At 47.1% G+C, this 26,404-nt stretch carries 23 protein-coding genes; 22 read left to right on the forward strand and 1 reads right to left on the reverse strand.

Going from position 1 to position 26,404, the window contains the following annotated elements:
* Window positions 1-3 precede the first annotated feature (3 nt).
* The 11 genes from E6C60_RS04280 (at window position 4) to E6C60_RS04320 (ending at window position 13,699) form a co-directional block, all read left to right on the forward strand.
* The gene (locus E6C60_RS04280; protein ID WP_138224698.1) at window positions 4-3,057 is read left to right on the forward strand and encodes a type III restriction-modification system endonuclease; all 3,054 of its coding nucleotides are present in this window, start codon (window positions 4-6) and stop codon (window positions 3,055-3,057) included.
* 230 nt (window positions 3,058-3,287) lie between these two features.
* Complete coding sequence (locus tag E6C60_RS04285) at window positions 3,288-4,349, forward strand: restriction endonuclease-related protein (RefSeq protein WP_138224699.1); 1,062 nt, start codon at window positions 3,288-3,290, stop codon at window positions 4,347-4,349.
* On the forward strand, window positions 4,346-7,462 hold the full coding sequence (locus E6C60_RS04290) for a pPIWI_RE_Z domain-containing protein (RefSeq protein WP_138224700.1): 3,117 nt from the start codon (window positions 4,346-4,348) through the stop codon (window positions 7,460-7,462). Before E6C60_RS04285 ends, E6C60_RS04290 begins: the two co-directional genes overlap by 4 nt.
* The gene (locus E6C60_RS04295) at window positions 7,428-9,914 is read left to right on the forward strand and encodes a pPIWI_RE module domain-containing protein (RefSeq protein ID WP_138224701.1); all 2,487 of its coding nucleotides are present in this window, start codon (window positions 7,428-7,430) and stop codon (window positions 9,912-9,914) included. The genes E6C60_RS04290 and E6C60_RS04295 overlap by 35 nt, the downstream gene beginning before the upstream one ends.
* Window positions 9,911-10,501, forward strand: coding sequence for a hypothetical protein (locus E6C60_RS20820; protein ID WP_175415115.1), 591 nt, complete (start codon window positions 9,911-9,913; stop codon window positions 10,499-10,501). Before E6C60_RS04295 ends, E6C60_RS20820 begins: the two co-directional genes overlap by 4 nt.
* Window positions 10,467-10,694, forward strand: a complete 228-nt coding sequence (locus tag E6C60_RS21575) for an HNH endonuclease (protein WP_407669132.1) — start codon at window positions 10,467-10,469, stop codon at window positions 10,692-10,694. The genes E6C60_RS20820 and E6C60_RS21575 overlap by 35 nt, the downstream gene beginning before the upstream one ends.
* A 32-nt stretch (window positions 10,695-10,726) precedes the next feature.
* Window positions 10,727-11,140, forward strand: a complete 414-nt coding sequence (locus E6C60_RS04305; RefSeq protein ID WP_138224702.1) for an SMI1/KNR4 family protein — start codon at window positions 10,727-10,729, stop codon at window positions 11,138-11,140.
* A gap of 163 nt (window positions 11,141-11,303) precedes the next feature.
* The gene (locus tag E6C60_RS20825) at window positions 11,304-11,480 is read left to right on the forward strand and encodes a hypothetical protein (RefSeq protein WP_175415189.1); all 177 of its coding nucleotides are present in this window, start codon (window positions 11,304-11,306) and stop codon (window positions 11,478-11,480) included.
* A complete protein-coding gene (locus E6C60_RS04310) occupies window positions 11,473-12,057 on the forward strand; it encodes an ATPase (protein WP_138227622.1) in 585 nt (194 codons plus the stop codon). Before E6C60_RS20825 ends, E6C60_RS04310 begins: the two co-directional genes overlap by 8 nt.
* 59 nt (window positions 12,058-12,116) lie before the next feature.
* The gene (locus E6C60_RS20830) at window positions 12,117-13,007 is read left to right on the forward strand and encodes a DUF2399 domain-containing protein (protein ID WP_217496379.1); all 891 of its coding nucleotides are present in this window, start codon (window positions 12,117-12,119) and stop codon (window positions 13,005-13,007) included.
* 107 nt (window positions 13,008-13,114) lie between these two features.
* Window positions 13,115-13,699, forward strand: a complete 585-nt coding sequence (locus E6C60_RS04320; protein WP_175415191.1) for a hypothetical protein — start codon at window positions 13,115-13,117, stop codon at window positions 13,697-13,699.
* 339 nt (window positions 13,700-14,038) lie between these two features.
* On the opposite strand, the gene E6C60_RS04325 is transcribed toward E6C60_RS04320, so the two are convergent.
* A protein-coding gene (locus E6C60_RS04325; RefSeq protein WP_456093909.1) for an IS3 family transposase occupies window positions 14,039-15,185 on the reverse strand; the annotation gives its coding sequence in 2 pieces (ribosomal slippage) (window positions 14,039-14,915 and window positions 14,914-15,185; 1,149 coding nt in all).
* A 348-nt stretch (window positions 15,186-15,533) separates the two neighbouring features.
* Between E6C60_RS04325 and E6C60_RS04335 the strand changes: the two genes are divergently transcribed.
* The 11 genes from E6C60_RS04335 to E6C60_RS04385 all read left to right on the forward strand — a co-directional run bounded on the left by E6C60_RS04335 (window position 15,534) and on the right by E6C60_RS04385 (window position 26,398).
* Window positions 15,534-15,863, forward strand: coding sequence for a hypothetical protein (locus E6C60_RS04335; RefSeq protein ID WP_138224704.1), 330 nt, complete (start codon window positions 15,534-15,536; stop codon window positions 15,861-15,863).
* Between the two features lie 477 nt (window positions 15,864-16,340).
* Window positions 16,341-16,817 (forward strand): hypothetical protein, encoded by a 477-nt coding sequence (locus tag E6C60_RS04340; protein WP_233281134.1) that lies wholly within the window; start codon window positions 16,341-16,343, stop codon window positions 16,815-16,817.
* Window positions 16,818-17,152: 335 nt separating this feature from the next.
* Window positions 17,153-17,890 (forward strand): DUF1961 family protein, encoded by a 738-nt coding sequence (locus tag E6C60_RS04345; protein ID WP_138224706.1) that lies wholly within the window; start codon window positions 17,153-17,155, stop codon window positions 17,888-17,890.
* Entirely contained in the window at window positions 17,880-18,920 is a 1,041-nt protein-coding gene (locus E6C60_RS04350; RefSeq protein ID WP_175415192.1) for a Gfo/Idh/MocA family protein, read from the forward strand. The genes E6C60_RS04345 and E6C60_RS04350 overlap by 11 nt, the downstream gene beginning before the upstream one ends.
* 131 nt (window positions 18,921-19,051) lie before the next feature.
* Window positions 19,052-20,566, forward strand: a complete 1,515-nt coding sequence (locus tag E6C60_RS04355; protein WP_138224708.1) for a sulfatase family protein — start codon at window positions 19,052-19,054, stop codon at window positions 20,564-20,566.
* Window positions 20,567-20,830: 264 nt separating this feature from the next.
* The gene (locus E6C60_RS04360; protein WP_138224709.1) at window positions 20,831-21,340 is read left to right on the forward strand and encodes a hypothetical protein; all 510 of its coding nucleotides are present in this window, start codon (window positions 20,831-20,833) and stop codon (window positions 21,338-21,340) included.
* Entirely contained in the window at window positions 21,297-22,325 is a 1,029-nt protein-coding gene (locus tag E6C60_RS04365; protein WP_138224710.1) for a CehA/McbA family metallohydrolase, read from the forward strand. The genes E6C60_RS04360 and E6C60_RS04365 overlap by 44 nt, the downstream gene beginning before the upstream one ends.
* The gene (locus E6C60_RS04370) at window positions 22,325-23,050 is read left to right on the forward strand and encodes a glycerophosphodiester phosphodiesterase (RefSeq protein ID WP_138224711.1); all 726 of its coding nucleotides are present in this window, start codon (window positions 22,325-22,327) and stop codon (window positions 23,048-23,050) included. Before E6C60_RS04365 ends, E6C60_RS04370 begins: the two co-directional genes overlap by 1 nt.
* A 43-nt stretch (window positions 23,051-23,093) precedes the next feature.
* Complete coding sequence (locus E6C60_RS04375) at window positions 23,094-24,008, forward strand: carbohydrate ABC transporter permease (protein WP_138224712.1); 915 nt, start codon at window positions 23,094-23,096, stop codon at window positions 24,006-24,008.
* A gap of 15 nt (window positions 24,009-24,023) precedes the next feature.
* The gene (locus E6C60_RS04380) at window positions 24,024-24,869 is read left to right on the forward strand and encodes a carbohydrate ABC transporter permease (RefSeq protein ID WP_138224713.1); all 846 of its coding nucleotides are present in this window, start codon (window positions 24,024-24,026) and stop codon (window positions 24,867-24,869) included.
* Between the two features lie 113 nt (window positions 24,870-24,982).
* Entirely contained in the window at window positions 24,983-26,398 is a 1,416-nt protein-coding gene (locus E6C60_RS04385; RefSeq protein ID WP_233281136.1) for an extracellular solute-binding protein, read from the forward strand.
* The last annotated feature ends 6 nt before the right edge of the window (window positions 26,399-26,404 follow it).

Consider the following 26,404-nt stretch of genomic DNA (forward strand, 5'->3'; position numbering starts at 1 on the left):
GCGATGAAAATTAAATTCAAACACCAGCAGTTCCAATTGGATGCAGTAAAGAGCATTGTTAACGTATTTCAAGGACAACCTAACGAATCCTCACGGTTTACGCTTGATAAAGGTCTGCGACAAAAGAGTGTGGAGATAGGCGACCTCTTTCAACAAACAAGCGGTAATGATTCGGAATATGGGTTTAAGAACAACCCTATTAAGCTTGTCGATCGAGAAGTTCTAAGCAATATTCAAGCGATACAACGTCAAAACGGGTTGAAACTATCCGAGCGGCTTGAAGGCAAATACAATCTGACGGTTGAAATGGAAACCGGTACAGGTAAAACCTATACGTATATTCGGACGATGTTTGAGTTGTACAAAAAGTACGGCTGGGGCAAATTCATTATTGTTGTCCCTTCAATTGCAATTCGGGAAGGCGTACTGAAGACGTTTCAGATAACTGAAGACTACTTCATGGCTGAGTATGGGTCGAAAGCTCGTTATTTTGTTTATAATTCCAAGCAACTGCATCATATTGAGAAGTTTGCAAGTGACGCGGGTATTAACGTGATGATTATAAATGCTCAAGCGTTTAATGCTAGAGGTAAGGATGCAAGAAGAATTACGATGGAGCTTGATGATTTTGCTTCCCGTAAACCCATTGATGTGATCGCAAGCACCAATCCTATACTCATCATTGATGAGCCACAATCCGTTGAGGGGCAGAAAACAAAAGAGGCATTGAAAGATTTCAAGGCATTGTTTACGCTGCGATATTCGGCGACTCATCGAGAAGACTACAATAAAGTCTATCGCCTCGATGCACTGGATGCCTACAACATGAAGCTGGTCAAGAAGATTAGCGTAAAAGGCATCTCAGTTAAAGGATCAAGCGGAACGAACAGTTATGTGTATCTCGAAGGCGTTGATGTCAGCGACAAGCATGTTCCAGTAGCTCGACTTGAGTATGAAAAACGCACCAAGTCCGGATTAACCAAAGTATCCAAGAAGATCATCACAGGCGATGACCTCTATCAATTGTCTGATAACTTGGAGCAGTATAAAGGTTACAAGGTATCTGAAATCAATGGCCAGAATAACAGTATCAGCTTTATTAATGGAGTCACGCTGTATGCCGGAGACGTGCAAGGTGATGTCAGCGAGCTTCATTTCCGGCGAATCCAGATTCGGGAGACGCTGAAATCTCACTTCGAGAAGGAGCGGGTGCTGTTCCATAAAGATATTAAAGTGCTCTCGCTCTTCTTTATCGACGAAGTTGCCAAATACCGACAATACGATAAAGACAGCACCGAACAAAACGGCGAATATGCGGATATCTTCGAAGAAGAGTACATGGAAATCCTTAACGAACAACTGTCATTGTTCGCAGACGACCCATATGTTCAATATTTGAATAACATTCGAGTAAAGGCTACGCATAAAGGGTACTTCTCCATCGACAAAAAGAGCAATCGGTTCGTTGATTCCAAAGTGTCTGCCAGAGAAACGGACTCCGATGATGCAGATGCATATGACCTGATTATGCGACAGAAGGAGCAACTTCTCAGCTTTGAGGAACCGACACGGTTTATTTTCTCTCACTCGGCGCTGAAGGAAGGTTGGGACAACCCGAACGTATTTCAGATTTGTACGCTTAAGCACAGTGACTCCACAATCAAGAAGCGGCAGGAAGTAGGCCGTGGATTACGACTCTGCGTGAACAAGCATGGTGAACGAATCGATTCTAGTATTCAGGGTATTAATGTTCATGAGATTAATGCACTAACCGTTGTTGCAAGCGAATCCTATGAGCAGTTTGCCAAACAGCTCCAGAGCGAGATTGCGGCGACATTGTCGGATCGCCCACGCAAGGCAGATAATAGCTTCTTCTTGGAGAAAGTTCTTGTGAACGCCCGTAGCGAACAATTAAAAATCGATGAGCGACTCGCGACCAAGTTACAAAATGCGTTCATCCGTAATGGCTATACAGACGATGAATACAATCTGACGGATGTTTACTTTGCAGCCGTAGAAGAACAAACCATCAAACTGCCTGACGAGCTGAATGCACATCAAGAGCAGCTTATTGAGCTGGTTAAAACGATCTACGTTGAAAGCAAGTCGGATATGACGAACGATGACCGGAAAAATACGATTCCATCCATCACGGTGAACAACAACTTTCATAAGAAAGAATTCAAGGAATTGTGGAATCGGATCAATAAGAGATCAATGTATACCGTTCAGTTTGATTCGGAAGAGTTGGTGCGAAAGTGTATCTTGGCAATTGATATGAGCTTGGACGTGCCCTCGATACGTTATTCCATCAAGCATGGAGAAATGAACGAGATTGAATCCCGTGATCAACTGAAGCAAGGTGAAGCGTTCGTACAGCGTGAGACTCAGACAGAATACGTTCACGGAGCTGCAGCTTCGAAGATCAAATACGACTTGATCGGTAAGCTGATGGATGAAACAACGCTCACCAGAAAAACGATTGTAGCTATTATGAAAGGCATCAAGCAAACGAAATTTATGCTGTTCCAGAAGAACCCTGAGGAGTTCATACTTCGAGCGTCCAGACTGATCAATGAGCAGAAGGCGACGACGATCATTGAATCAATTACGTATGATGTGATCAACGAAACGTTCGATACAGATGTGTTCACGAAGAACACGCTAAAGGGACAGCCTGGGCAAAACGCGATAGCGGTTGAAAAGCACATCTACGACTATGTAGTGACGGATTCCAAGATTGAGCGGGCTTTTGCGAAAGAGCTGGATACGAGCAAGGAAGTAAACATTTATGCTAAGCTGCCGCGGGGCTTCTACATCCCAACTCCAGTCGGCGACTACAATCCGGACTGGGCAATTGTATTCAGAGATGGTGACGTCAAGCATATCTACTTTATTGCTGAGACGAAAGGTTCTTTGGACTCCATGGAGCTGCGCGAAGTTGAGAAGGCGAAGATTGAATGTGCACGGCGGCACTTTGCCAAGCTCAACTCGGATCAGTTGAGGTATGATGTGGTTAACAGCTATGAGAAGTTGTTGGAGATTGTAAAAGGGTAACGATACGGGGAATACTTAATAAGACTGACTGGCTTTTGCGATCCCTGACTTCTAAAGTAAGGGATCTTTTTTTTGTCAAGACGGATTGTCAAGCTAAGTTCAACGCTTCTTTCACAGCGGACTTCTTAATTGAAGTCCGTTTTCCACTTGGGAACAAACATTCGGTGACAGATGGCTGCTATTTCTACAGGCTACAATAAATCATAAGCACATATAAGGAGCGTGTCGGATTGGATAAAATTCAGCATATGCTTTACTACCTAATCACCGGATTGCAAGGGTGGCCGAATAACTATTCAAAAATCCCGGACGAGCTTCACAAGGGAATGCTTATGTTTATACAAGAAGCGGCGAAATCAGGAGGGGAGGTTCCTGCTGATGTGCATCGGCTGCTTCAATTGTTACATAAGCCGTCAAACGAATGGGGAATTCAGGGGTTATCCGAGTACTACCCGGAAGAGGCCCCATTAGTTGAGGAATTCATCGGAATCACTCCGGATGCAGAAGATTTCATAAATACATATCATTCTCCGGATGAAGCGCAGCAGAAGAATATGTTTGCGATCTTGCAGTTTTGCAGAGAGGACAGTCGGAAGCTGCAGACGGAGTATACACAAATCCGTACCTTTCTGTCTCAACCCCAACATGCGGTAGTCTCATCATTCCAGTTTGTTCAGTTCGCGGATTCGTTTCGTGATCGTGAGTTAAGCAGCCTAATTCGGCAGTGCTATGAAGAAATAACTTCACCCTTGATGAACTACCGTAAATGTCCACATTGCGGCTGGACTCTGGAATATAAGCAGGATCGCTGGCGCTGCAATAAAGAGAACATCTGTCATACCCTGGCTGACTTTGAAGTGGTGGAGCAGTTTGATTTCAGGAATGAACGTGTCTATCGCTTGCTTCCGGGTATTCAGAGGTATGTACTGCTGCCTGGGATTTCTGAAATGAAGCTTGCTGATTACTTGAGACGGAAAGAGTATGAAGTGGAACTCTATCCTAATATCGATGAATATGACCTCGCCATCTCCCTGCATAACCTTAAGATTTTTCTGGATGTGAAGGATTTCAAAGATCCACGAACGCTCGCAAATTTCTTCAACCAACAGTCAGCAGCGTATTTAGAGAAGTACGGTCCAAACGTATATGTTGTTGTTCCTAAGTATCGAAATGATCTATTTCCCTATTACAGCCAGAGGGCGTCATTATTTCTTAATGAAGAGGCTAAGAAATTCATTACGATCCTGATGGAAAATGAAGTGGAGAAAATGCTGAAGAAGGTGCTTCCATGAGAAAAACACATTGGGATATGACCGAGGATTTGAACAAAGGCTTCTCCTCTCTGGAGCTGCCCAAATCAGACATATCCACAATGATAAGTCTCGAGTTATTTATTTCGGGCTGCCTTATGATTGACCCGCTGCTTCAGTTGGATCAGGCTTGGTCCCTTGTGGTCGGTTATGATGAACCTGTCTTGAAGAACTTGAAACGTGTGGATATCGTCACTCGTCTTAGGATCTTATTTCCGGAGTTTAGATCCAAAAAGGTTCTAACCCGGCGAATGGAAGCTTATGGAATGATCAATGAGAAATATCGTCTGTTTGATATCAGCGAGGAGCGTAAGGCTGCCAAACGGATTCCGCGATTTTTTAGCAATCGGCATACGGTGTACGAACAGATACTGAGTAATCCTATTCCGAGAAAACTGAATGATATTCCATTTGCAATTCCGGAGAAAACCTTCGAATATTCCAGAATGGGAAGAGGCGGGATATCTCAACACTTTCATGGAAGTATTCCTGAAGCCTTAACTATAAATAACAAACATGGTTTGCCTTCCTATCGGGAGAAAAAGAGACATACTCTGGCGCTGCCGTTCAACGGACGTGCACTGGCCAAGGAAATGGATGAAATAGCTGGTGGATCCTCGGCATGGGAGAACCGAGCAAGTTCCGTTGTGCTGGAATCTGTGGATTGGGATGAAGAATTTGTTTACAGAGGAAACCAGCATATTGGCGGTGCGCTGGGAGCAGGGAAATCAACGTTTATGGTGATGGAAACTTATCGCCTGGTGAAGCAGGAAGGGGCCCGGATTGGTTTCATTGAAGGCAGCGTATCCCAAGTGATTGAGCGTGTCAAAGTTCTCCGTGAGTTAGGTATTGATGCAGTTCCGATCATTGGCAGGTCATCCAGGAAGCAGCATCAAGAGAACTATTTATTCGCAAATTCTAGCGAAATCCTTGAAATCAGTGATTGGGCAAAGAACGAATACCAAGCTTTAACACACCTATCTGACGTATGTGTAATTAAAGCCTTATCTGAGGATGTCGAACGGAATAAACCTTTTCCCTGCACTGGGCTGAAGCAGGATCAACAATCCGTAATGTGTCCATTGGCGAACCAGTGCGGAGTGTACCATGATTTCTCTCGACTTGCTGAAGCCGATGTATGGGTGGCTACATCTGCAAGTGTCCTCAAAACAAGAATTCCGGCCATGATCGATCCACTTGAGAGAACCATATACGAAGCCATGTATGATTTAATGGAGATCGTGTTCATTGACGAAGTGGATGATGTCCAAATGCAATTCGATGAGACCTTTTTATCGGAATATAATGTATTTGGAGGTAAAGAGGATATCTTTGAAAGTCTGTATAACGAATCCAATCAGCTGACTATGGGTAGGTATCAATATGCCGGAGATCCCGTAGTGAATGAGTGGAAGGATAAGCTTCGTCAATTGGACCAGATGGTATGGAGAATTTATAAAAAGCTAGAGTCTTCCCACACACTGCGTAAAGACATTAGCCGATATTTGATCAGAGCAGCAGCGTTAGCCGATTCAATAAGCGGTAAGATTTCGGATAACACTGAAGCACAGGAGAAAATACGAAAAGGTCTCATGAAATACGCAAGTGAACCATTCCAAGACCCAGCACTGTCTGGTCCTGCAGACAGGTTGATTGAAACCGACCATACCGAAGAGAAACAAAAGCTGCTTACAAAAATAACAGAGAAGCTGCTGAAAGGTTCAATGAAGCCGCGGGTAAACCAGAAATTATTTTATGACCAGTTGGAGTTTTTTATCTACTTATGCAGAGCAGAGGAATGTATTAAGTACATTCTGACCTCCTTCCCTGTGATCCAGGCCAAACTTGGTTTATCTGTAAATTTTTCTCCTTTATTTACGATGCAGCGAGATTACCAGCCATTCATGAAGGAAGCCATGACAGGTACCATGCTGGGGTACAAATATGACTTGAAAGACGGGGAGAGCATGGGGGTATTTAAACTCGTCGAATACACGGGGGTAGGCAGATTATTGCTGCATGACTGGCACCGTATTTATGAGGATTCCGATCAGAAACAAGGGCCGGCCGTCATTCTGTTGTCCGGTACAAGCCATGCTCCCGACTCAGCACATTACCACTTGAACACAGGATCCAAATGGCTGCTCAAGGCAGAAAGAACACCTTCTAATATCCAAATGGTCTTCAAACCAGTCCTTGATGCTCGTCAAGGCGGTTTTCTGGAGGTATCAGGAATTCGGGATGATGAGACCAGGAGCAGGAATTTGTATGAGATGGTCCATCATCTCAAATCTGACATTCAATACGAATTGAAGTACTGGACAAGCGTCGGGAACGCAAGGAGGGTGCTCTTGGTCGTTAACTCTTATGACGATGCGGCAACGGTTGGCAGGGCATTTCGAGGTGATCCTGGTTGGGAAGGCCGATACAAGATTCTTTCTAAGGTAAAAAGTGATGAAAGTGATCAATTTCCAAGATCCATGATTGAATCCTTTCGTAGAGATCAGGCCGAAGTGTTGATTGTTCCGCTGATGTCAGTAGGCAGAGGTTATAACATTTTGGATCAGCGAGGAGAGGCATTGTTTGGATCGGTCTTCTTCCTGGTGCGTCCTTATCCTATTCCTAACGACATGAATTACATGGTTCAAATCCTTCATGCTTATCTGCCTCAATATTTGAAACAAATTGAGAGACAAGGGATTTATTACGATAAAGCTGTATCCAGATTACGCAGAGTCAGCAATAGCAAGTTTGAGACGATGTACAGAAAACCTGACTTTTGGGGTAGTCTGGATGATTCCGAGCGTGAAGTCATGGCATGGTTTACCTTTATACCGGTTTGGCAAATGATCGGACGGTTGCTGCGCGGCGGTAAGAATGCCAGAGTGTTCTACTGTGACTTCAAGTTTGGTGCTAAGCCGGCTGGGAATTCCGAAGGCATGTCTATGCTGGACAGCTGGGCGTTTATCATGAATAAGCACCAGAGGGATCCGCTGTTTGAGAGCTTGTATGGACCATTTATCCAAGGCATAAATCAAATGATTAGGGAGGCACAATGGAATGAAGAAGATGCAGCTTTTTGCACTGGAGATTGATGAGTCATTGTTTTACAGCGAATCGATTTGTTATATGAACATGCCGGAGAGCTGGCGTAACTTCATTAATAAAGAGCGAATCAATGGGGGATATAAACTTTCATTTAAATTAAAACCTCTGGGGGTGAAGCTTAAAAGCATATTTCCAGAAATCATAAGTATACTCTCTGACAACAACATGCTGATTCATAATCAGCCGTGGTTGGTTTCAACAAAACCTATACCAGAATCCTATGTTCGACAACTGACTCTTGGATGGTTAGCGGATGTAAAAGGATGTTCAATCTCTGAGCTGCCTCCAGAAGTAAGGGATGCAGATCCTGACTGGGTAGCGTGTAATTTCGATGATATACACGGTATCATAGATCACTTTCAATGGATTCCGGGGATGGCTGCGATTAAATTTTGTGAAGACCCCAAGTTTCTTGACCTAGGAAACGAGCTGTGTGAAGAGCTGAAATTTCATCATATTATATTTAACGGTAAGAATGAGTGCATTTCCAATCCACTTCAAAAGTCCAATCGCCATGATCCTTTTTCCTATATAATTCGGCTTGATTTAAAGACTCGAGGTGGAGATGCTGGAAGGCATCTATTAACCGTATCCCTTGGGACCAGAAGATATTTGAGCAAAGAGCAGATCAAGGATGGCAAGTGTTTTATGAGATCAGGTCATGCCTGTTCCGTACTTGTCTCCGTACAGCACCCCTATGAAACCAGAACAGACCGGTCGTTTTCCCAATTAAAAATCGAGAAGCGTAAGCGGTCTGGAGCCAGTTCCTCTTTTACGACTTGGGAAACTGCTTTGGATGGATTGTACTGGGATGTGCTTCATGGGGAGGCATTTGATTCTGATGCGTTACTTGTCAGTCCCAAGACCTTTTTCGAAGGAAATGGCGAACTGACTGCCTATGTCGTTAATAACAATCTATTTATAGGAAATAGTGTGAAGGCAGGAATTGGTCTCCCTGAGAAAAATGCCTTGTACAACATGGTCAAAAGCTATCTAGCAGCCTTTGGTGCGAAAGAACTTCCGCTGATTCCTGACATTAGCAGCCGCAGTATGAATGACAGCCTGTTTCCCATGGTTGCTTCGAAGGATGAAACACTAACCATCGAAGTCTATAGCTCTAAAGAGATGTTTGAGAAGATCAGGAATGTATTGTCTGCACCGCAAAAATCGATAGATGATACCGTTGTTCTCGATGAAATCTCTGATTCTCTTTATAAACTTCATTGTGATAAAGACGTGATAGTGGAGCTGGTTCACTGTAACCCCGAAGGTATTGTCGCTGAACTAGAGATCGATCAATACAAAGAGAAATCAATGGCTAAGAACAAACGTATCAATCAGATTATTAAACAGCTCACCCATTCTAAGCGGCAGGACCACTCCGTTGTAACCCTGGTAGAAATTGATGAAAAGGATAAATGGAGAGAAGATTGCGATCCGAAGAAGGCCATTCGGGAAGGAATGATCAAGGCCGGGCGTCTTACTCAATTCATCTATCCACTAACTGATGATGAAACGGGAGATGTATCCCGCATACTCAATGCTGCATTAGATCTCTTCCATGATTACGGTCTACTCAGTCATAATATCAATAAAATCAATCACCCTGGAACGTTGTTATCCGTTATGGTGCTGAAAGCAGGTAACAAGCATTTGCCGGCTATCTCGAGATTAACAGGTACAGAACTAAGGATAAAGTTATTCGGTATCGATTCCTGGTTGTCCTTGCAAGAAGCGGCTCTTAGAATGAACGAGACCAAGTTTCTGGATAGCCCCAACAAGAATAACCGTAGCAGTAAAATATTTGAGGTGTTTATTACAACAGAGATCCAAAATGAACTGGACCGGTGTGAGGGTCAACTTATTGTACTGGTGAATGCCACACTGAGGAACGGATGGTTGCGGGCCATCGGAAATACCAAAATACAATGGGATCGCATTCCTGTCCTTAATGAGAGATTGTCACATGAACCTCGATTAAAGTTTATACGCATTAATGCAACGGATGATGTTCCACAGTATCGAATTATTGTTAACGATGCATGGGATGAAGTAAATAAAGCATCAGGAATCTTTAAAGATCCTATGGGTGCTTATTATGGTGTAGGCGGGAGACCTAGTGCATGGAAAGGCATTTCGAACGCTGCAACAAAGTTTTCATCTCCGTCCAAACAACTGCTTCAGCAAAAAGCTGTAGAATACATTCCGTTAGGAGCCAAGGACGATGATGAATTGGATGAACTGGCGGTTTTAGCAGATCATTTAAGACGGGTTGGATTGACTTACGACAAGCACACTATTCTTCCATACACGATGCGTGTATTAAACTCGTTATCGAAATACATAACCGGCCATGAAGACAGATATGATTATGTTGCTGATTTTGATGACGAAGTGCTCGTTGATGTAGAGGAAGATTTGATCGAGGTGGACCTGTGAGCATATTAATCAAAGAATTGAGAGAAGGCGACGAGTTTGTCGGTTATTACCTAATACGAGAAATAGAAGCGAAGCAGACTAATAGTTCGGTGCCCAAGGATTATTTGGATTTGGTGCTTGGTGACTCCAGCGGAAGCATTTCGGCCAAGTACTGGGATGCGAGCAAAACGGATATTGAGACATTTTTCTCGATGAGTCTTGTGAAGATTCAGGGTGTGGTCCAAGTGTACCGTGATCGATTACAAGTTGAAGTCCTTCGCATTCGGAAAACGAATGAGGAGGACGGGGTCTCGATTGCGGACTTTATCCGCTCTGCTCCCATAGCAGCAGATGAGTTGATTCCCACCATTCAACAAGCTATCAGCAGCCTGACTCATTATGAGATCCGCTCGATGGTCACTTTTTGTTTTGAGAAAGTAAAAGTTCATATCCATTCCGCACCCGCGGCCCCAAAATATCATTACGCTTATTACGGTGGCTTGGCGTACCATATACGTAGGAGAACTGCCGGAAGAATTATATTACTCTTCGGATTACACTCAATTCTCCTATATGAACGATCAACTGGCTTCCGCAGTGAGCGCTGACCCTCAGATGGGATCACATTTTTCAGCAGTCCAGTTAGAGCAGATTAAAGCAGGAGAGACTCCCGATGGATATGTATGGCATCATACGGAAACACCTGGTGAAATGGAGTTAGTAGATGAACAAGTACATGCTCAATCGGGCCATACAGGAGGACGCTTTCTATGGGGCGGGGGGCAGGAGTATAGACAGTAAATAAGCACAGACGATGATAAGGAGGCGGCTGAATGCAGTGGCAGTTTGCTAAATCGATTGCTACCGTTTATGACTTGTGGGCGGTTGAGTCGCATTTTAATATAAAGTTGCCTGTCGTATACGGAAGGATCGTATTGGAACATCACGGAGCACGTCCAATCCCGAACCAGTTCGATACGTACAAGCGGATGGGGCATAGAATCAAGACATTTTTACCTGTGAGTAAGAAAGAGAAAGGGAATGTGTACGATGTGTATGCCTGGATCCAGACGCGGCTGCAGCCAGGTATGATTCCTTTTGCCAGCGATGACGGTGGGAATTATATCTGTTTTGATTATAAGGGGAATGAGCAAGAGCCCATTATTGTGTTTTGGAATCATGAAGTGGAAGATACAATGGAGATGGTGAGCTCATCTTTTGAGGGTTTTATGAAAAGTATTTATTGAGCGGAACTTGCTAGAACAGCTAGTACTCGTATTTTTGACTCTTGTAAGAGCGGGGCTATTGAGGATTGGAAAATAAGACGGTCTGCTGGCTCAGGATTTGATGATTTGAAGGTGTGTTATAATAATTGAAATTGTAGATCTTAACTATTGGGAGGCGATACTCATGGATTCAATTCAAGACCTTCAAAAGTTGATCAAGCTTACAGGTGATCGCGCTAAGTTGGACGCTAAGGCGAACGACACTTACATTGTATATAAGAATGCACAAGGGCAGATGATTAAAGAGTACAATAATGGTCATATGATTCCGGTTACCGGACATGACTCCTCTCATGCATGAACTCTCTCCAATGATGTACGTCTTTGGCGGGAACAATGGAAGTGGGAAAAGCACCATAAGAAATCTTATTGTGGATCGGCTTGGAATTAGTGTGAATATTGATCCCGATGCTTTGGCAAGGAGTATCAATCCCAGATCCCCTGAGAGTAGGAAAATCTCAGCAGGAAAAGAAGCTATAAAATTAGCCAGGGATTGTATTCAAAACAGACGTGATTTCTCAGTAGAAACAACGTTTGCTGGAGGTAATGCTATTCGCCTCATACGTGATGCCAAGGCTAATGGATTTGAAATTACAATGTTTTATGTTGGTTTAGGTGATTATTATTTGAACATTGAGAGAGTTGCTATACGTGTCAAGAATGGCGGACACCACATTCCAACCGAGGATATCATTAGACGCCATGATACTTCTATTCGAAATTTACTCCTACATCTACAAATGATTGATCACTTAGTTGTTATCGACAATAGCTTGTCAGAGGGCAGGATTATATTGAGCGTTGATAATGGTACTATTTCATATAGTATAAATTCTATTCCTCTATGGGCAGAATGTATCGTGGATTGTTACCGCTGAAAATGAAACCCCAGACAAATACCACAGCTAGGATAAAAGAAGCCTTCACCAATGTGTGGATGGCTTCTTTTAGCAGTAGTGAATTTTTCCTGAAATATATGTGGGAAGAGCGGCGTTCCCAGAGCATGCCGGTGATCAAGGCAGCTGCTGATTGGGACAGTGTAAAGGCTATACCGCAGATGGACATCATCCTGAAGCAGATGAGTCAGCTGTGGGCACCGCATTATCCGTACCGTTCCGGTCAGCCGAGCTACATTTTGTCCGAGAACGTGCAGCGTATCCAGTTAGGAGAGCTCAAAGCGGAAGAAGCCCTTAAGAAAGCACAGTCGGAGTCGGAGAGCTGGATGACATCCAGAATTTTGTCTCGCAGGCCAATCTTCTGGCTTACGATGAAGCGCGAGCATCCTGTTTGGAGAGCCGCTGCAGATGAGCAGTGTGTCATGAATATGCCCATGCGGGAGCTGATCAAGGTGAACCGGGTGACTGCGGCCGCTGCGGCAGGGGCTGGGCACGCACCCAGCGTGTACGTTGTAGAGAATTCAGGCGTATTCTCCGCGCTGCTTGATGCCGTGCCGGACGCAAGCCTGGTCTGCACTCATGGGCAGTTTAAGCTTGCCGGCTTATACTTGCTGGACCTGCTTGCGAAGGCCGGACATACTCTTTTTTACAGCGGGGACTTCGATCCGGAGGGGCTGGCGATGGCAGTTCGTTTTAAGGAACGGTACGGTGAGCAGGCTCAATTATGGAGAATGAGTATAGATGACTTTCACGCATCTTCTCCTGTGGTGGAGTTAGGGGACCGAGAGTCCAAGCTGCATTCGCTGCTTGACTCTGAGCTGGGCAAAGTAGCCCAGGCTGTGAAGGAAACCGGCAGAGCTGGTTATCAGGAGGGGATAGTAACCCTGCTTATTGAGGATTTGCGGAATCGAAGGATGTTTAACAACGTTTGAAAGAGCTGAAGAGGTAGACGACAGGAGTATATCTGAGAAGAGTACATCCTATATAAGTAGGAGTGAGAACACTGAAAATCACATGTTACTATGGTACAAGCGGGAATATGGGCTACATTACGTTAAAGCCGCCGGCAATGAAGGAATCAGAGCTCAGCGGAAGCAGTGATAACGAACTATTTCAGCACGTAAATCCTGATGAGATCACAATTCCCTATATAGCCGATGCCAACGTGAGTACATATTTAGATCAGTTAGTCATCGCCCCACAGACGTTTAAAGAAGCTAATGAACAGGGATGCGATATTGAATTTGGTATTGATATGGACCGTGATGGTTACATCACAGGCATTGAATTAACCCTCCTGCCCTCAAAATTCATTGCATTGATCCAATCGCAGGCTTTTAAAATCTATGGGACCATATGGCGGGACAGGGAATTTCATCTCGTCACCTTAGATCATGCGGAGCATGTGTTTAAACCGGAGAATGTCGTCTACAAAATGACGGACAAGGAAGATGCCTTTGTTATTGTAGAGCATGTTGAACCTGAAAATCTCGGTTATCATTATCCAGACCCGGCCCACAGAGGAACTGTAGCTTTGTTTAAAGGCCTGATTTCGGCAAGGGATGATATCTATCCGCTGGAGTATATGAGGGAGCCGGATTTTTGGTTGAAGAGGGACATGTAGCTTAATTCAACTACTTATCACATACATCATTACCTGATGGAACTGGCGAACACAATGACAAAAAGAAAATAGCCGTGATCGGCTTAGGCAACATGGGCCGGTATAAACTAAAAATGGATTTGGTTTAGCTGGCTCAAAAATCAATTTACTATGACTTAGCTTATACATACAAGTAATCTAATATCAATGAAGTGAGTTATGTAATTCCGTGCATGCCTGTAGCTTCTATTATTAGAAGTTGCAGGCATGCATTAATGCAATTATGTAATGCCCCCCATTGTCAAGACACGAATTTCCGAGAAATAAGTTAATCCTCCTTGTCTTGTGAGATCTTGTGATTTAAGACGCGATTTGTTCAACAGAATGCGTATAGAATTGAGCCGGCTTGGCTCCTTCTAGAGATGCATGAGGCCGTTCATGGTTGTAAAAATGGACATAACGAGCTATCCCTTTGCGCAGCGCGCGAGGGTTTTCGAATTCATTGAGAAAGATGCATTCATACTTAAGGGAGCGGAAATATCGTTCTGTCCGGCTGTTGTCTGTTGCCCGGCCCTTGCCATCCATAGAGATCTTTACTTCTGCTTTTTCAAGCAGCTCAAGATAGTCAGCGTTGGTAAAATGGGAGCCCTGGTCGCTGTTCATAATCTTAGGTTTGCAATGGCTGAATGCACGTTTGAGGCACCTCAAAACAAATCCCTTTTCGAGCGTGTTGGATAGTTCGTAATCGATGATTTTTCGGCTGTACCAATCGATAATGTTGAATAGGTACATAAATCCATTGCCCATCCGGATGTAGGTAATATCGATTCCCCAGACCTGATTCGGGCGGTCGATCGTTAAGCCTTGAAGCAGGTAAGGACGGATATACTTGGCATGCAGGCGCTTGCTCAGGTTCGGCTTTGGATAGATGGCCTCTAGACCCATAAGCTGCATAAGACGGCGTACACGCTTGCGATTCACTTCATAGCCTAGATCTCGAAGGAAACAGGTTATTCGACGGTAGCCGAAGTAAGGGTGTTTCGTGTAGATCTCATCGATCCGATGCATGATTTGCACATTGACTTCGCTCTCACAATGCTCCTTTTCAGGACGGTATACGCTGGTTCTGTTGATACTTAGAAGGGCTGCCTGACGTTTGATATTGATTTCAGCGTTGCCTCGCTCGACCATACCTTTACGAGCTTCTAGAGGCTCATTTAAGGCCAGATTTTTTTTTGAGCCAGTCGACCTCCACTGTGAGTTGGCCAACCAGCTGTTCCAGATGTTCTTGCTTACTTTCATACTCCTTTTTCATTTTGTCGACTTCACTGGCCTTCTTCTCGAACACCGTGTTGGCGCGCTCTAAAAACTCTGATTTCCATCGGCTAATCATCACGGGGCTAAGCTCATATTTAGCGGCAATTTCATTCACTGTCTGCTCCTCTCGAAGCACTTCCAGCACGACTTTTGTCTTAAACTCTGCGGTATATCGGTTCCGTTTTTCCATGGCTTCATTATAACTTATTTTTTTCCCTCCTGTGTCTCAAGGTATGGGAGCATTATATTAAGGCTATCATGAGAGGAGAGAACAATGCGTAAATTTAGCATGTTTGTTATGATGACGGCGGATCATCTTGGCTATTTTTTTCATTAAGGTTAATCCCAAAACCGGGCAACTAATAATGGCTCATCAGAAATACCTAACCTTGAGGATATTCAGGATATCCGAGAATTTGTTTTTAGATTAGATGGAGATACACCCGAACTAAGACAGGCAGTTGAAAATAGTCTAAACAAATTAAGACAAGAATTTCCTGATCACAAGTTCAATGTAATCTTTGGAGGTAAATAAATTATGGCTATCAGCGCATTAATTCTTGACCCACAAAATGATTTCGAAAAGAATTTTTTCATTCCAGTTGCTACGGAATCATTTTTTAAGGAGTGTTGGTTACCTGCAATTGAATCATTAGGGCTACAATGGACAGACCTCTTCACGACAGGTGTTGATGTAGAGGAGGAAGATGTACCTCATATCATTGCGGAACTAATACTTATAAAAGAATGGGTAGCTAAAACTTTAGATGAGGAACAAAAAGATAAGATATTTGAAAGGATAGCTGGACTTCAAGATAAATTGCCGCTTGCATTTCAGCGGAAGGATGCAGTTGTATTTATAGGTTAGACTGGTATAAATTCATTTTATAGTTTGGTGGGGCTACCCAGTGTCGAATGAATCTCTCATTTAACTAGTACCACACCTAACCCATGTAATACCCTAATAGAGACTTCTTTATTTCGGTTGTACGCACATTGGAGTGCTAAGATAAAAATGCATTAGAAAAACACCATCGTATGAAAAACAGCCCTCGAAGGAGCACGGCAATTAAATCCCACTATTTTCAAAGATAAATCTGCCGACGAAATCAACCAAATGCTAAAAGATGGAGGATATGATGCTATTGTACGGGACTCCACTAAATCAAGTTCAGGAGCAAAAATCATTAAAATAAACAATACTGGTGAAAACAGGTATATTATTCAAGTTCAAGTATCACCTGGGGGGTGGGAGACACGGAGGGAAGTCCATATGTAAAAATTAGTATAAATGACCAAGGGGTTATAAAAGTAGTAGATGGAACTGAAGATGTATATAAGACTGATGGAAAAAAACAGCAACTATAATTTTCACAGGAGGCAATTAACTATGGTCTTGTTGAATTCGGCTATTGTTCCATGGAAGGAAATGGGAGGTATTAATCTGTATAGTCACATCAGCGAATTTTATAGCACTATAATAAAACTCACTGATACTGATGTTTTATTTGGTAAGACTTTAGTGAGGTACGAGATTAAAGATGAGGTTTACTTATGGTTTAATTTGTTTAATGGAAAGCTGTTTAAGATTACTGCATTGAAGAATTATACTGGGAAATTATTTAATGAAATACAGATTGGCATGTCAATGGAAGAGGTCTTAAAGATAGAGCCGAGCTTTGAATATGATGAATTTGAAGAAGTTTATGGCAGTCCTAAAGGGATTTATATTGAAACTGAGCCAATCGATAACACAGTTTTATGGATTTCTATATACATTAAAGAAATAGACAATGAAGACTTTGAAAAAGGGAACTGGTAATGTATTTTGATTTAAAAAAATAAAACCGTCTATGTAGACCACATTATAGATTGCAGACAAGATTACAGGTGGCTGATCCGGTAGACAGTAATTGATATAAAACACAATGGTACCCCAGCCATCACCTTAACCGAAGGTGACCTGCCTGAAGGTACCTTTTTACATCCTCATCATTTTTAACTAGCCTGCGGAAGCCCACTCCTTTAAAATAAATGACATGTAACAACGTCTGGAAGAGAGTAAGAGCACTGAAAATCACATGTTACTACGGTATGCCAACGTGAGTACATGATGGTGTCTGGCCGGTTCTTTATTGGAGTGAGGAGGAGCTATGAATGGATCTGAGAAAGCGTATTCAAGATGCTAAGCCCCGGCTTATATACAGTAACCCGTTACAGTCCGCGGAGGACACGGCAGGGTTTGTTTTGGAGGGCTCTGGAAAGCTGTGCTTTGAGCAGGGACGAATGAGAATGGAGCCTGTGCTCCCACCGAGCGAGGGACAGCGTGCTAACTATGTGTTGTGGTGTGATCAAATATTTCCGGCCGACATGCTAGTGACGTGGACATTCAGGCCGCTGAGTGAGAAGGGGCTTGCGATGCTGTTTTTTGCGGCGGAGGGCAAAATGGGCGAGGATGTTCTGGATGCCAGACTCCGCCCGCGCACCGGCGAATATGAACAGTACTATGACGGAGACTTTAACACCTACCATGTGTCCTACTTCCGGCGGAACCTGAAAGAGGAGCGGGCCTTACATACTTGTAATCTGCGAAAAAGCGCCGGTTTTCATCTGGTGAAGCAGGGTGCTGACCCGATCCCGAACGCTGCGGATATTCACAGCCCCTTAGATCTGGCGCTGCTGAAGCGGGGTGCTGAGATTGCTTTTTTCATCAACGATCTGGAGGTGTTTCATTTCCACGATGATGGAGTGACGTATGGCGATGTGCTGAAGGGCGGCAGAATCGGCTTCCGGCAGATGTCACCCTTGATTGCGGAATATTCAAATCTTCAAGTGTATGCGCTGGGAGAGAGCTTAGCTTCCGACGAAGGGGATGAGGTGCAGTATGACGATTAAGGGACTGATTGTTGGAGCCGGGCATTTTGCAGATATACAGCTTGAGGCCTGGGCGGAGGTGCAGGGAGCCCGCATTGTAGGTGTACTGAGCCGGACGCGGGAGGATGCCCAGCCTCTGGCTGACAAGTATGGGTTAGAAGCTTTCGGTGACTGGGAGCATGCTCTTGATGCGCTCTCCCCGGATTTCATAGACATTTGCACGCCGCCGCCCTCACATCTGCACTACACCCGGCTGGCGGCAGACCGGGGGCTGCCGATCCTGTGTCAGAAGCCGCTCGCCCCTTCGCTGCAGGAGGCAGAGGAGCTTGTTGCTTATTGTGAGGAACGAAGCGTCCCGCTGATGGTTAACGAGAACTGGCGCTGGCAGGCCTGGTATCGAGAAATCAAAACGATGATGGATGCCGGTATGCTGGGAGAGGTATATTCTGCGTACATGGCGATGCGTCCGGGAGATGGCTGGGGAGAGCAGCCTTACTCGGTACAGCCTTATTTCCGGGAGATGAAGCAGTTTCTAATCTATGAGACAGGTATTCATTATCTGGATACCTACCGCTATCTATTCGGGGAAATTGAGAGCCTTTATTGCCAGCTTCGTACGATCAACCCCGTCATTCAGGGAGAGGATCTGGCCATGGTGCACTTGAACTTCACTTCCGGGGCAACCGGGCTGTATGATGCCAACCGGGTGACCTATATGGAGCAGGTCCGTTCCCCGGTCTATGGGTGGATGACGCTCGAAGGCACTTCCGGCAAGCTCCGCCTAGAGGAGGATGGAGCCATTTATTTTACGCCTCGGGACGGTCAGGAGAGAAGACATGAATATCATATTCCGGCTAAGGGCTGGAAGGGCGGGTGTACGATCGCGACGCAGCAGCATTTTGTAGACGTGCTTCGGGATGGTGGAGTGTTCGAGACGAATGGCAGGGATTATATGGCCTCGGTCCGAGCGGTATACGCCTGTTATGAGTCGGCCGCGAAGCAGCAGGTGGTGGTGCTGAACCGCAAGATAGATTGTGAAATAAAGGAGTGAGAGCCTTCACACTGACAGTATTGACAATAGAGAACGAGCATCCGTTCACATTAAACGATTACGATAACTGGAACGCACCCAGAAGCTGGACTAAGCGGGAGAGCGTGCCGCTATAGAAGGAGGCAAAGCCTATGCATACACAGCATCACCGGCCCAATATTGTATTCATACTGGCAGACGATCTAGGGGAGTGGGCGCTTGGCTGTTCGGGGAATGAGGAGGTAAAGACACCTCATCTGGATCGGCTGGCGGCAGAAGGCATGCGCTTTAGTAATTTCTTCTGCACCTCACCGGTCTGCTCTCCGGCACGGGCTTCTATTCTCACGGGTCACATCCCTTCTCAGCACGGAGTACATGACTGGATTCGTGCCGGCAACATTGAAGCCGCTGGCCTGGAGGAAGGTCTGGCCACGCTGCCGAGGTTTCAGGATGAGAGCCTGGCGACGTCCTATCTTGCAGGTCAGACCGGGTATACCGAGAAGCTGGTCGCAGCGGGGTACACCTGTGCCCTGAGCGGCAAGTGGCATTTGGGCAGCAGTCTAACTCCGCAGATGGGCTTTTCCCGTTGGTATACGATTGCCAGAGGCGGGTGCTCTTACATGGAGCCGGATATGGTGGTTGACGGCCAGATTAAGCTGGAGCGGCACTATGTCACGGATCTGATCACCCGCCAGGCTCTGCGGGATATGGAGGATCTGGCGAAGGAGCGCCATCCGTTTTATATGAGTGTTCATTACACGGCACCGCACTCCCCCTGGAATCGGGAGGAGCATCCGGAGGAATATCTCCGCCTGTACGACTCCTGTGAATTTCATTCGGTGCCTGAGCTGCCGCCGCATCCGGATCAAAGCCCGACCTGCCCGCAGGGGCAGGGGGAGGCCAGAAAGGAGCTGCTGCGCGGGTATTACGCTTCGATCACGGCTATGGATGCCGGGATTGGACAGCTCTTGGAGCAGCTGACGCAATTGGGAATTCGGGAGCAGACGCTGGTCATTTTTATGAGTGATAACGGAATGAATATGGGGCATCACGGCGTGTGGGGCAAAGGCAACGGCACCTTTCCTCTGAACATGTACGATACCTCGGTCAAGGTACCCGCGCTCTTCAGTCATCCGGGAAGGATTCCAGCCGGACAGATCTGTGCGGAGCTGGTCAGCCAATATGATCTATACCCAACGATTCTGGAGTATGCTGGGATTCATGAAGAGAATTCGGGAACAGAGAAAGAGCCGCGCCCGGGAAGCAGCTTTGCGGGGATTTTGCTGGGCTCGGCTGCGGGAACAGAGTCTGGAGCCTCCACGCACCGGGAGGAGGTCGTCATATATGACGAGTATGGCCCGGTTCGCATGCTGCGAACCGCCGATTGGAAATATATACACCGCTATCCGTATGGTCCCCATGAGCTATATGATCTCACGCACGATCCCGGGGAGGAGCATAACCTCATTCAAGAGCCGGAGCACCAGGGGCGAATACAGGTATTCCGGAAGCGGCTGGGAGAGTGGTTTCAGTCCTATCTTCATCCAGAACGGGACGGGGTTTACTGCGCCGTTACAGGCTTTGGGCAGCTGTCGCGGCTTTCTGCGGGTGATCGGGAGGGACGGGGCTTTCAAGACCGGCCAAGCCGTGATGAACCGACTTCGTAACCAGTATCATGAACATCTCATAAAGATGACTCCTGAAAGGCGGGGTCGTCTTTTTTTTGTTGCTTATTTACATAAACGCTACATTCTTTTCATATTGCGCTGACATAGGCTTGGTATTGTATAAACAACAGAGATGTCTATACCTCTTTGGGTTATTTTTTAGATTATATTATTTTTACCATTGTATTTATTGAAGAAATCTAGACAAATGAAGGGGAAATCATGAATGACGCCTGAGCAAGAGACAGAAAGAGAAGTGAAGCTATGAAGAAGCAGCTGCTGGCTGTAGAGGGGACCTTGACCCCGCTCAGCTCCAAAAGTCATATTACATATTCATGCCTGGTAGACGAAGACCCCGCCTCCCTGGACATGGAGTTCAGGTACACGCCCAAGGTGATGGAGGACCCGGAAGCCTCGCGGCTGCTCATTTGGGAAGCGATCGAGAAGTATGAAGCTGCTGAGCTTGTAGAGCTGCGGAAAGCGGAGTGGGAGCGGTACATGCCGCTGCAAAATCTGTTAACCTTGTCGGTCGATGATCCTCATGGCTTTCGGGGGTCCGCTCACCGTCATCCCTCAGAGCAGCGACATATGCTATGTGAGCAGGAAGCCTCTCCCGGATTCCTGGCAGGACCGCTGCCCTCGGGCATCTGGAAAATTACGATCAGTGTGCACTGTGTAGTGACACCGGAGTGCACATATCAGCTTATTGTTCACAAAGGAGGGCAAAGCCGTGATCTGGGTTCCGTTCGAGCTGCACACGCATACACCACATAGTGATGGAAGGCACTCACTGGCGGAGATGTGCAGGGAAGCCGGCAGACTGGGGCTGCAGGGTATTGCATTGACCGATCATAACACGGCGGCAGGGTTAGCGGAGGCCGAGCACATTCAGCAGACAACCGGTGTGGCTGTCATTCCGGGTATGGAGTGGACGACCTTTTACGGCCATATGCTGACGCTGGGGGCACCGTATACCGAGTGGCGGGATCTGGGACCGCGCGATATTCATAAAGGGATACGTCGCGTACATGAGGCTGGAGGCATTGTCGGGATCGCTCATCCGTACACCATGGGAAGTCCGATTTGTACAGGCTGCCACTGGGAGTACGACATTACAGACTGGTCTGACCTGGACTACATCGAGGTATGGCACGGCATGATGCCCGCACTGCGGCCTTATAATTGGCCCGCGCTGCAGCTGTGGGACCAGCTGTTAAATGAAGGCCATCGCATTACAGCCACGGCCGGGCGGGATTGGCATCATTCGGATCTCCTAGGAGGTGCCCCGGCGTTTACGTATATCGGTCTTGAGCATGAAGAGGACCGCTTCTCCCGGGAGAAGGTGGTACAGGCGATCTCTCACGGACGCTGCTACTTAAGCGTCGGGCCACGGCTGCATGTGGAAGCGAGACTCGGCGGGAGGGCCTACTTCCTTGGTGATTGTGTGGACAGCTCAAGTAATATCGGCGGGGAGATGAGCCTGCGGCTTCAGCTGGACTCATCCACGGCTTCCGGTAATTTGGGAGAGCGGGTGGTGGTTACGAAGCTGATTCTTGAATCCAATCTTGGCGAGATCACCGAGATTCCATGGCGGGAGGATCAGAGTGAAGCCGAGCACCTGGTCTCTATAGAAGGTCTGAGGTGGCTGAGAGTGAAGGCGGAGGGACTTATGGAGAGCAGCCCGATCCCTTTGGCGATGACGAACCCGATTTATGTATCGTCTCCTCCCGTGCCTGAACCAGAAAGGGCGGCAGTCTGATGAAGCCATGCCGAATTATTGCACATACCGGCTGTGAGGCTACTCCTTATAATTCAGCAGCTTCCTGTGAAAAAGGCTATAAGGCAGGCGCCGATGTCCTGGAAGTGGATGTCCGGGCGACGAAGGATGGCATTCCGGTGCTTTATCACGATGACGAGCCGGACCTCTCCCGTTATAGCTATGACGAACTGCCTGCAGCCGGTCTTGGTTCCGTTGAAACATTGGAGACGGTGCTGCGTCTCCTGCGAGGAAAGAAGGCGGCATTCAATCTGGATCTGAAGACACTGCCGGCTTATGAAGCCGCGACTAGGGTCATTACGGAGCTGCAGGTCTGGGATCAGATTTATTTCACAGGACTGACGGATGCTCTCGCGGGCAGCGATGCCGCCCGGCATGTGATCTGGAACGCACCGGCTGCAGCGCCTCACCTGACGGATGCTGCCTATGAAGAGCAGACACTAGCATGGTGTCAATACGCCAGACAGTCCGGCTTCGCCGGCATTAATGTTCAGTACGCCTCCTGTCGGACTTCGCTGGTACGCTGTGCCCGGCAGCATGGATTGGCGGTGTGGGTGTTCACGCTTCCGGCTGATCAAGCCGTGATTACGAAATATATGGACATGGGCGTTGATGCGGTGTCTGTTATGGATGTGACCTACTGTAGCCAGCTTCGGAGGGAATGGCTCCATGACCGTCTGGAGGGCAGGTTAAGCGAGAAAATATGAACCTAGTAAAGGAGGGAGGACGGCGGCTGCGCCGTCCGACAAGATGTCCTTAGTGAATGCAGAAAGACAACGAGCCCTGGTCCGTTCAGAGCGACAGCCGGCTTCCCGGCTGGAATCACGCGCTGTATGGTATGTATTCTTGATCCCGTCACTGCTCGGCATCCTGCTGTTCACGGTATACCCTTTGATCGAATCCTTGCGGCTCAGCTTTACCAAGGGCGTTGAGGAACGCTACGTGGGCGGTGCCAATTATGCAGAGGTGCTTGCCTCGGAAACGTTCTGGTATGCCGTCTACAACACGGTGTATATAACCACCTTTCAGCTGCTGATTGCGATCCCGATCGGCTTCCTGATTGCCTGCTTGATCAATGGTCTGCGGCGGGGATCGAATTTCTTCAAAGTGCTGTTCTACATTCCCAATGCCACCTCCATGATTGCGGCCGCGACGGTGTTTCTGGCTATTCTTCATCCGGATGGGCCGCTGAATTATATCGTGCAGCTGCTCGGCTTTGAAAAAATTGTCTGGCTGTCCCAGCCGGTTTCGGCAAAATGGGGCGCTGTAGTGCTCTCGGTGTGGCACTGGCTGGGCTTCGTCATTATTATCAACCTGGCGAATCTGCAGGCGATCCCGATTGAGTACTATGAAGCCTCCTCCATAGACGGAGCCACCCGCCTGCAGCAGTGGTGGTGGATTACGGTGCCGAATATGCTCGGCAGCCTGACGCTGCTTCTGGTGCTGGGCTGGATCGGAGGACTGCAGCGATTTGCAGATGCCTTTATGCTTGGCGGATTACAGGGAAGTCCTGCCCGCTCCCTTCACACCGTAGTAGGCTTCATTTTCGAGCGCGGCTTTGGCGGCAATGAGTATGGTATCGCATCTGCGGCCTCGTACATCCTGTTCTTCTTCATCCTGCTGTTCACGTACCTAAATACCAAGCTGCTGAAGATGAAAATTTAAAAGAGGTGAACCATCATGCATGACAGGAAGCACAAATGGAAGACCATGGATGCCGCAACGACCATCCTGCTTGCTGCGGTGGGCTTGATTATGATTTATCCGTTCATCTGGATGATCAGCGTCAGTCTGGAGCAAACCGCGAATCTGGCCCTGCCGTTTCCGCCGCGCCTGATCCCGGAGCAATTCGCGTGGTTTAATTACAAGCTCGTGTTTGAGAACAACGCTTTATTTCTGGCCTATTGGAACTCTGCCGTGGTCGCCTTTTTCAGTGTCATGCTGGGTGTAGCATCGGCGCTGCTGGGGGGATACGCCTTTTCCCGCGGAAGCTTTAAGGGCAAGAGGCTGCTGTATTTCATCGTGCTGGCGACGATGATGATTCCATTCGAAACCCGGCTGATTCCCATGTTTACGATGTTTAATGATCTTGGAATGATCAATACCAAATATCCGCTCATTCTTCCTTCGTTAATCAATGCTCTGGGCCTGGTGCTGGCGAAGCAATTTTTTGACCAGCTGCCGGAAGGCTTGAGGGAGTCCGCCAAGATCGACGGGGCGGGGGAGTTCAAAACGTTCTTTTACATTTTTGTACCGCTGACAGGTCCTATCACAGCTACTGTGGCGATTCTGGCCTTCCAGGACAGCTGGAATTCCTTCATCTGGCCGCTGGTGGTGATCAATGATCAGGATTTGCGGACCGTTCCGCTGTTCTTATCTAATTTCTCGGCCGAGAACGGAGGCCGCCTGGCAGGGATTACGATGGCGCTGGCCGCCATGAGCATTCTGCCGATCCTGCTCGTGTTTCTATTTTTCCAAAAATATATTATTCGCAGCGTTGCTTTAAGCGGCCTGAAGGGAGAGTGATGGACAAGGCGGTTAACGCAGCCGCAGGTGTCACCGCATCCGAGAGCTGTAGCGCAAGGTTACAAATCATGCAGGTCTAAAGAGAAAAAGATTACATTTGTGGAGGGAAACCAATGTTTATGTTTAAAAAGAAATTTCAAGCTTTGCGAAGTCCGCTGATGCTGCTTCTGCTGTTAAGTTTTCTGCTGAGCGCATGCAGCGGCAAGGAGGGCGGCGTTTCATCCTCCGACTCCAATGGACAAGCGGCGACCGCTGCCAGCGGTACCGCAGCAGGTGCTGCGGGTGAAGGGCCGTCGGGGAAGCTGAAGGTGCAGATGATTGGTGATTTTGCGACAGAGCAAAAAACCGATGCAATCACCGGAATCACCTCCAAGGGCGTGAACGTGCTGAAGGAGGAGTTCGAAAGAATGTACCCGGGCGCGGAGGTCGAATTTGTACTCATGGGCTGGGACAATTATAACGAGAAGACGCAAACCATGCTTCAATCCGGTGCAGCCGATGTGTATCAGGTGCCGGGGCTGGCTACCTTTGTTGAGCAGGGCCTGCTTGAGCCGCTTCAGCCTTACATTGATAAAGACAGCTTTGATACGAGCATTTACTTGAACGGTCAGGTGGACGGCTGGAGAGCAATGGGCCCGGAGGATCAGCAGCCGGAAATTTACAGTCTGCCGTACATCGGTGACGCCCGGCTCATTGTATATGACAAGCAGCTTTTTGATGACTGGGGTGTAGAGTATTTGTCAGAGAAGCCTTCCATCGAGGAAGTGCTGGAAAAGGCTGCCAAGATGACAGGCAAGAATCCAAAAACCGGCGAGCAAAATTACGGGCTTACCTATAATGGAACCGATGCGGCCGACACCGTGATGAATATCAGTGAGTCGAAGGGCGGCCAATGGGGCACCGGATTTCTGTGGAAGGACATGTCGCTGGAATTCAATAGTGACACTATGATTGAAGCGGCGGAGCTGCTGAAGGAAGCGAATCAATATGCGCCGGAAGGTGTTCTTGTCAATCAGGGCTCGGAGAATTTCCTGACGGATAAAAATAACATTGCCATTCATTTGCGCGCCGCTCCAGGCTTCATCAACATCATTGAAACCTTTGGTACACAGGACCGCTACCAGGCTGCGCTGCTCTTCACCAACCCGGAGCTGGGCATGGGCGGCATGTTCGCCGGAAGTCCGTTTGCGATCGGGCAGAACAGCAAGAACAAGGATCTGGCGTGGGAGTGGCTGAAGTTTAGCAGCAGTGAGTTTTTCCAGAAATATATGTGGGAAGAGCAGCGTTCGCAGAGCATGCCGGTCATCAAGGCCGCTGCGGATTGGGACAGTGTGAAGGCATTGCCGCAAATGGATATTATTTTGAAGCAGATGAGTCAGCTGTGGGCGCCGCGTTACCCGTACCGTTCCGGTCAGCCGCGCTATATTTTGTCGGAGAATGTACAGCGTATTCTGCTGGGCGAGCTGACGGCGAAAGAAGCACTCCAGAGGGCACAGTCCGAGTCGGAGAGCTGGCTGAAGAGTCAATAACACTCT

Origin of the sequence: Paenibacillus algicola (assembly GCF_005577435.1) — a bacterium.
Classification (GTDB): Bacteria; Bacillota; Bacilli; order Paenibacillales; family Paenibacillaceae; genus Paenibacillus_AQ; species Paenibacillus_AQ algicola.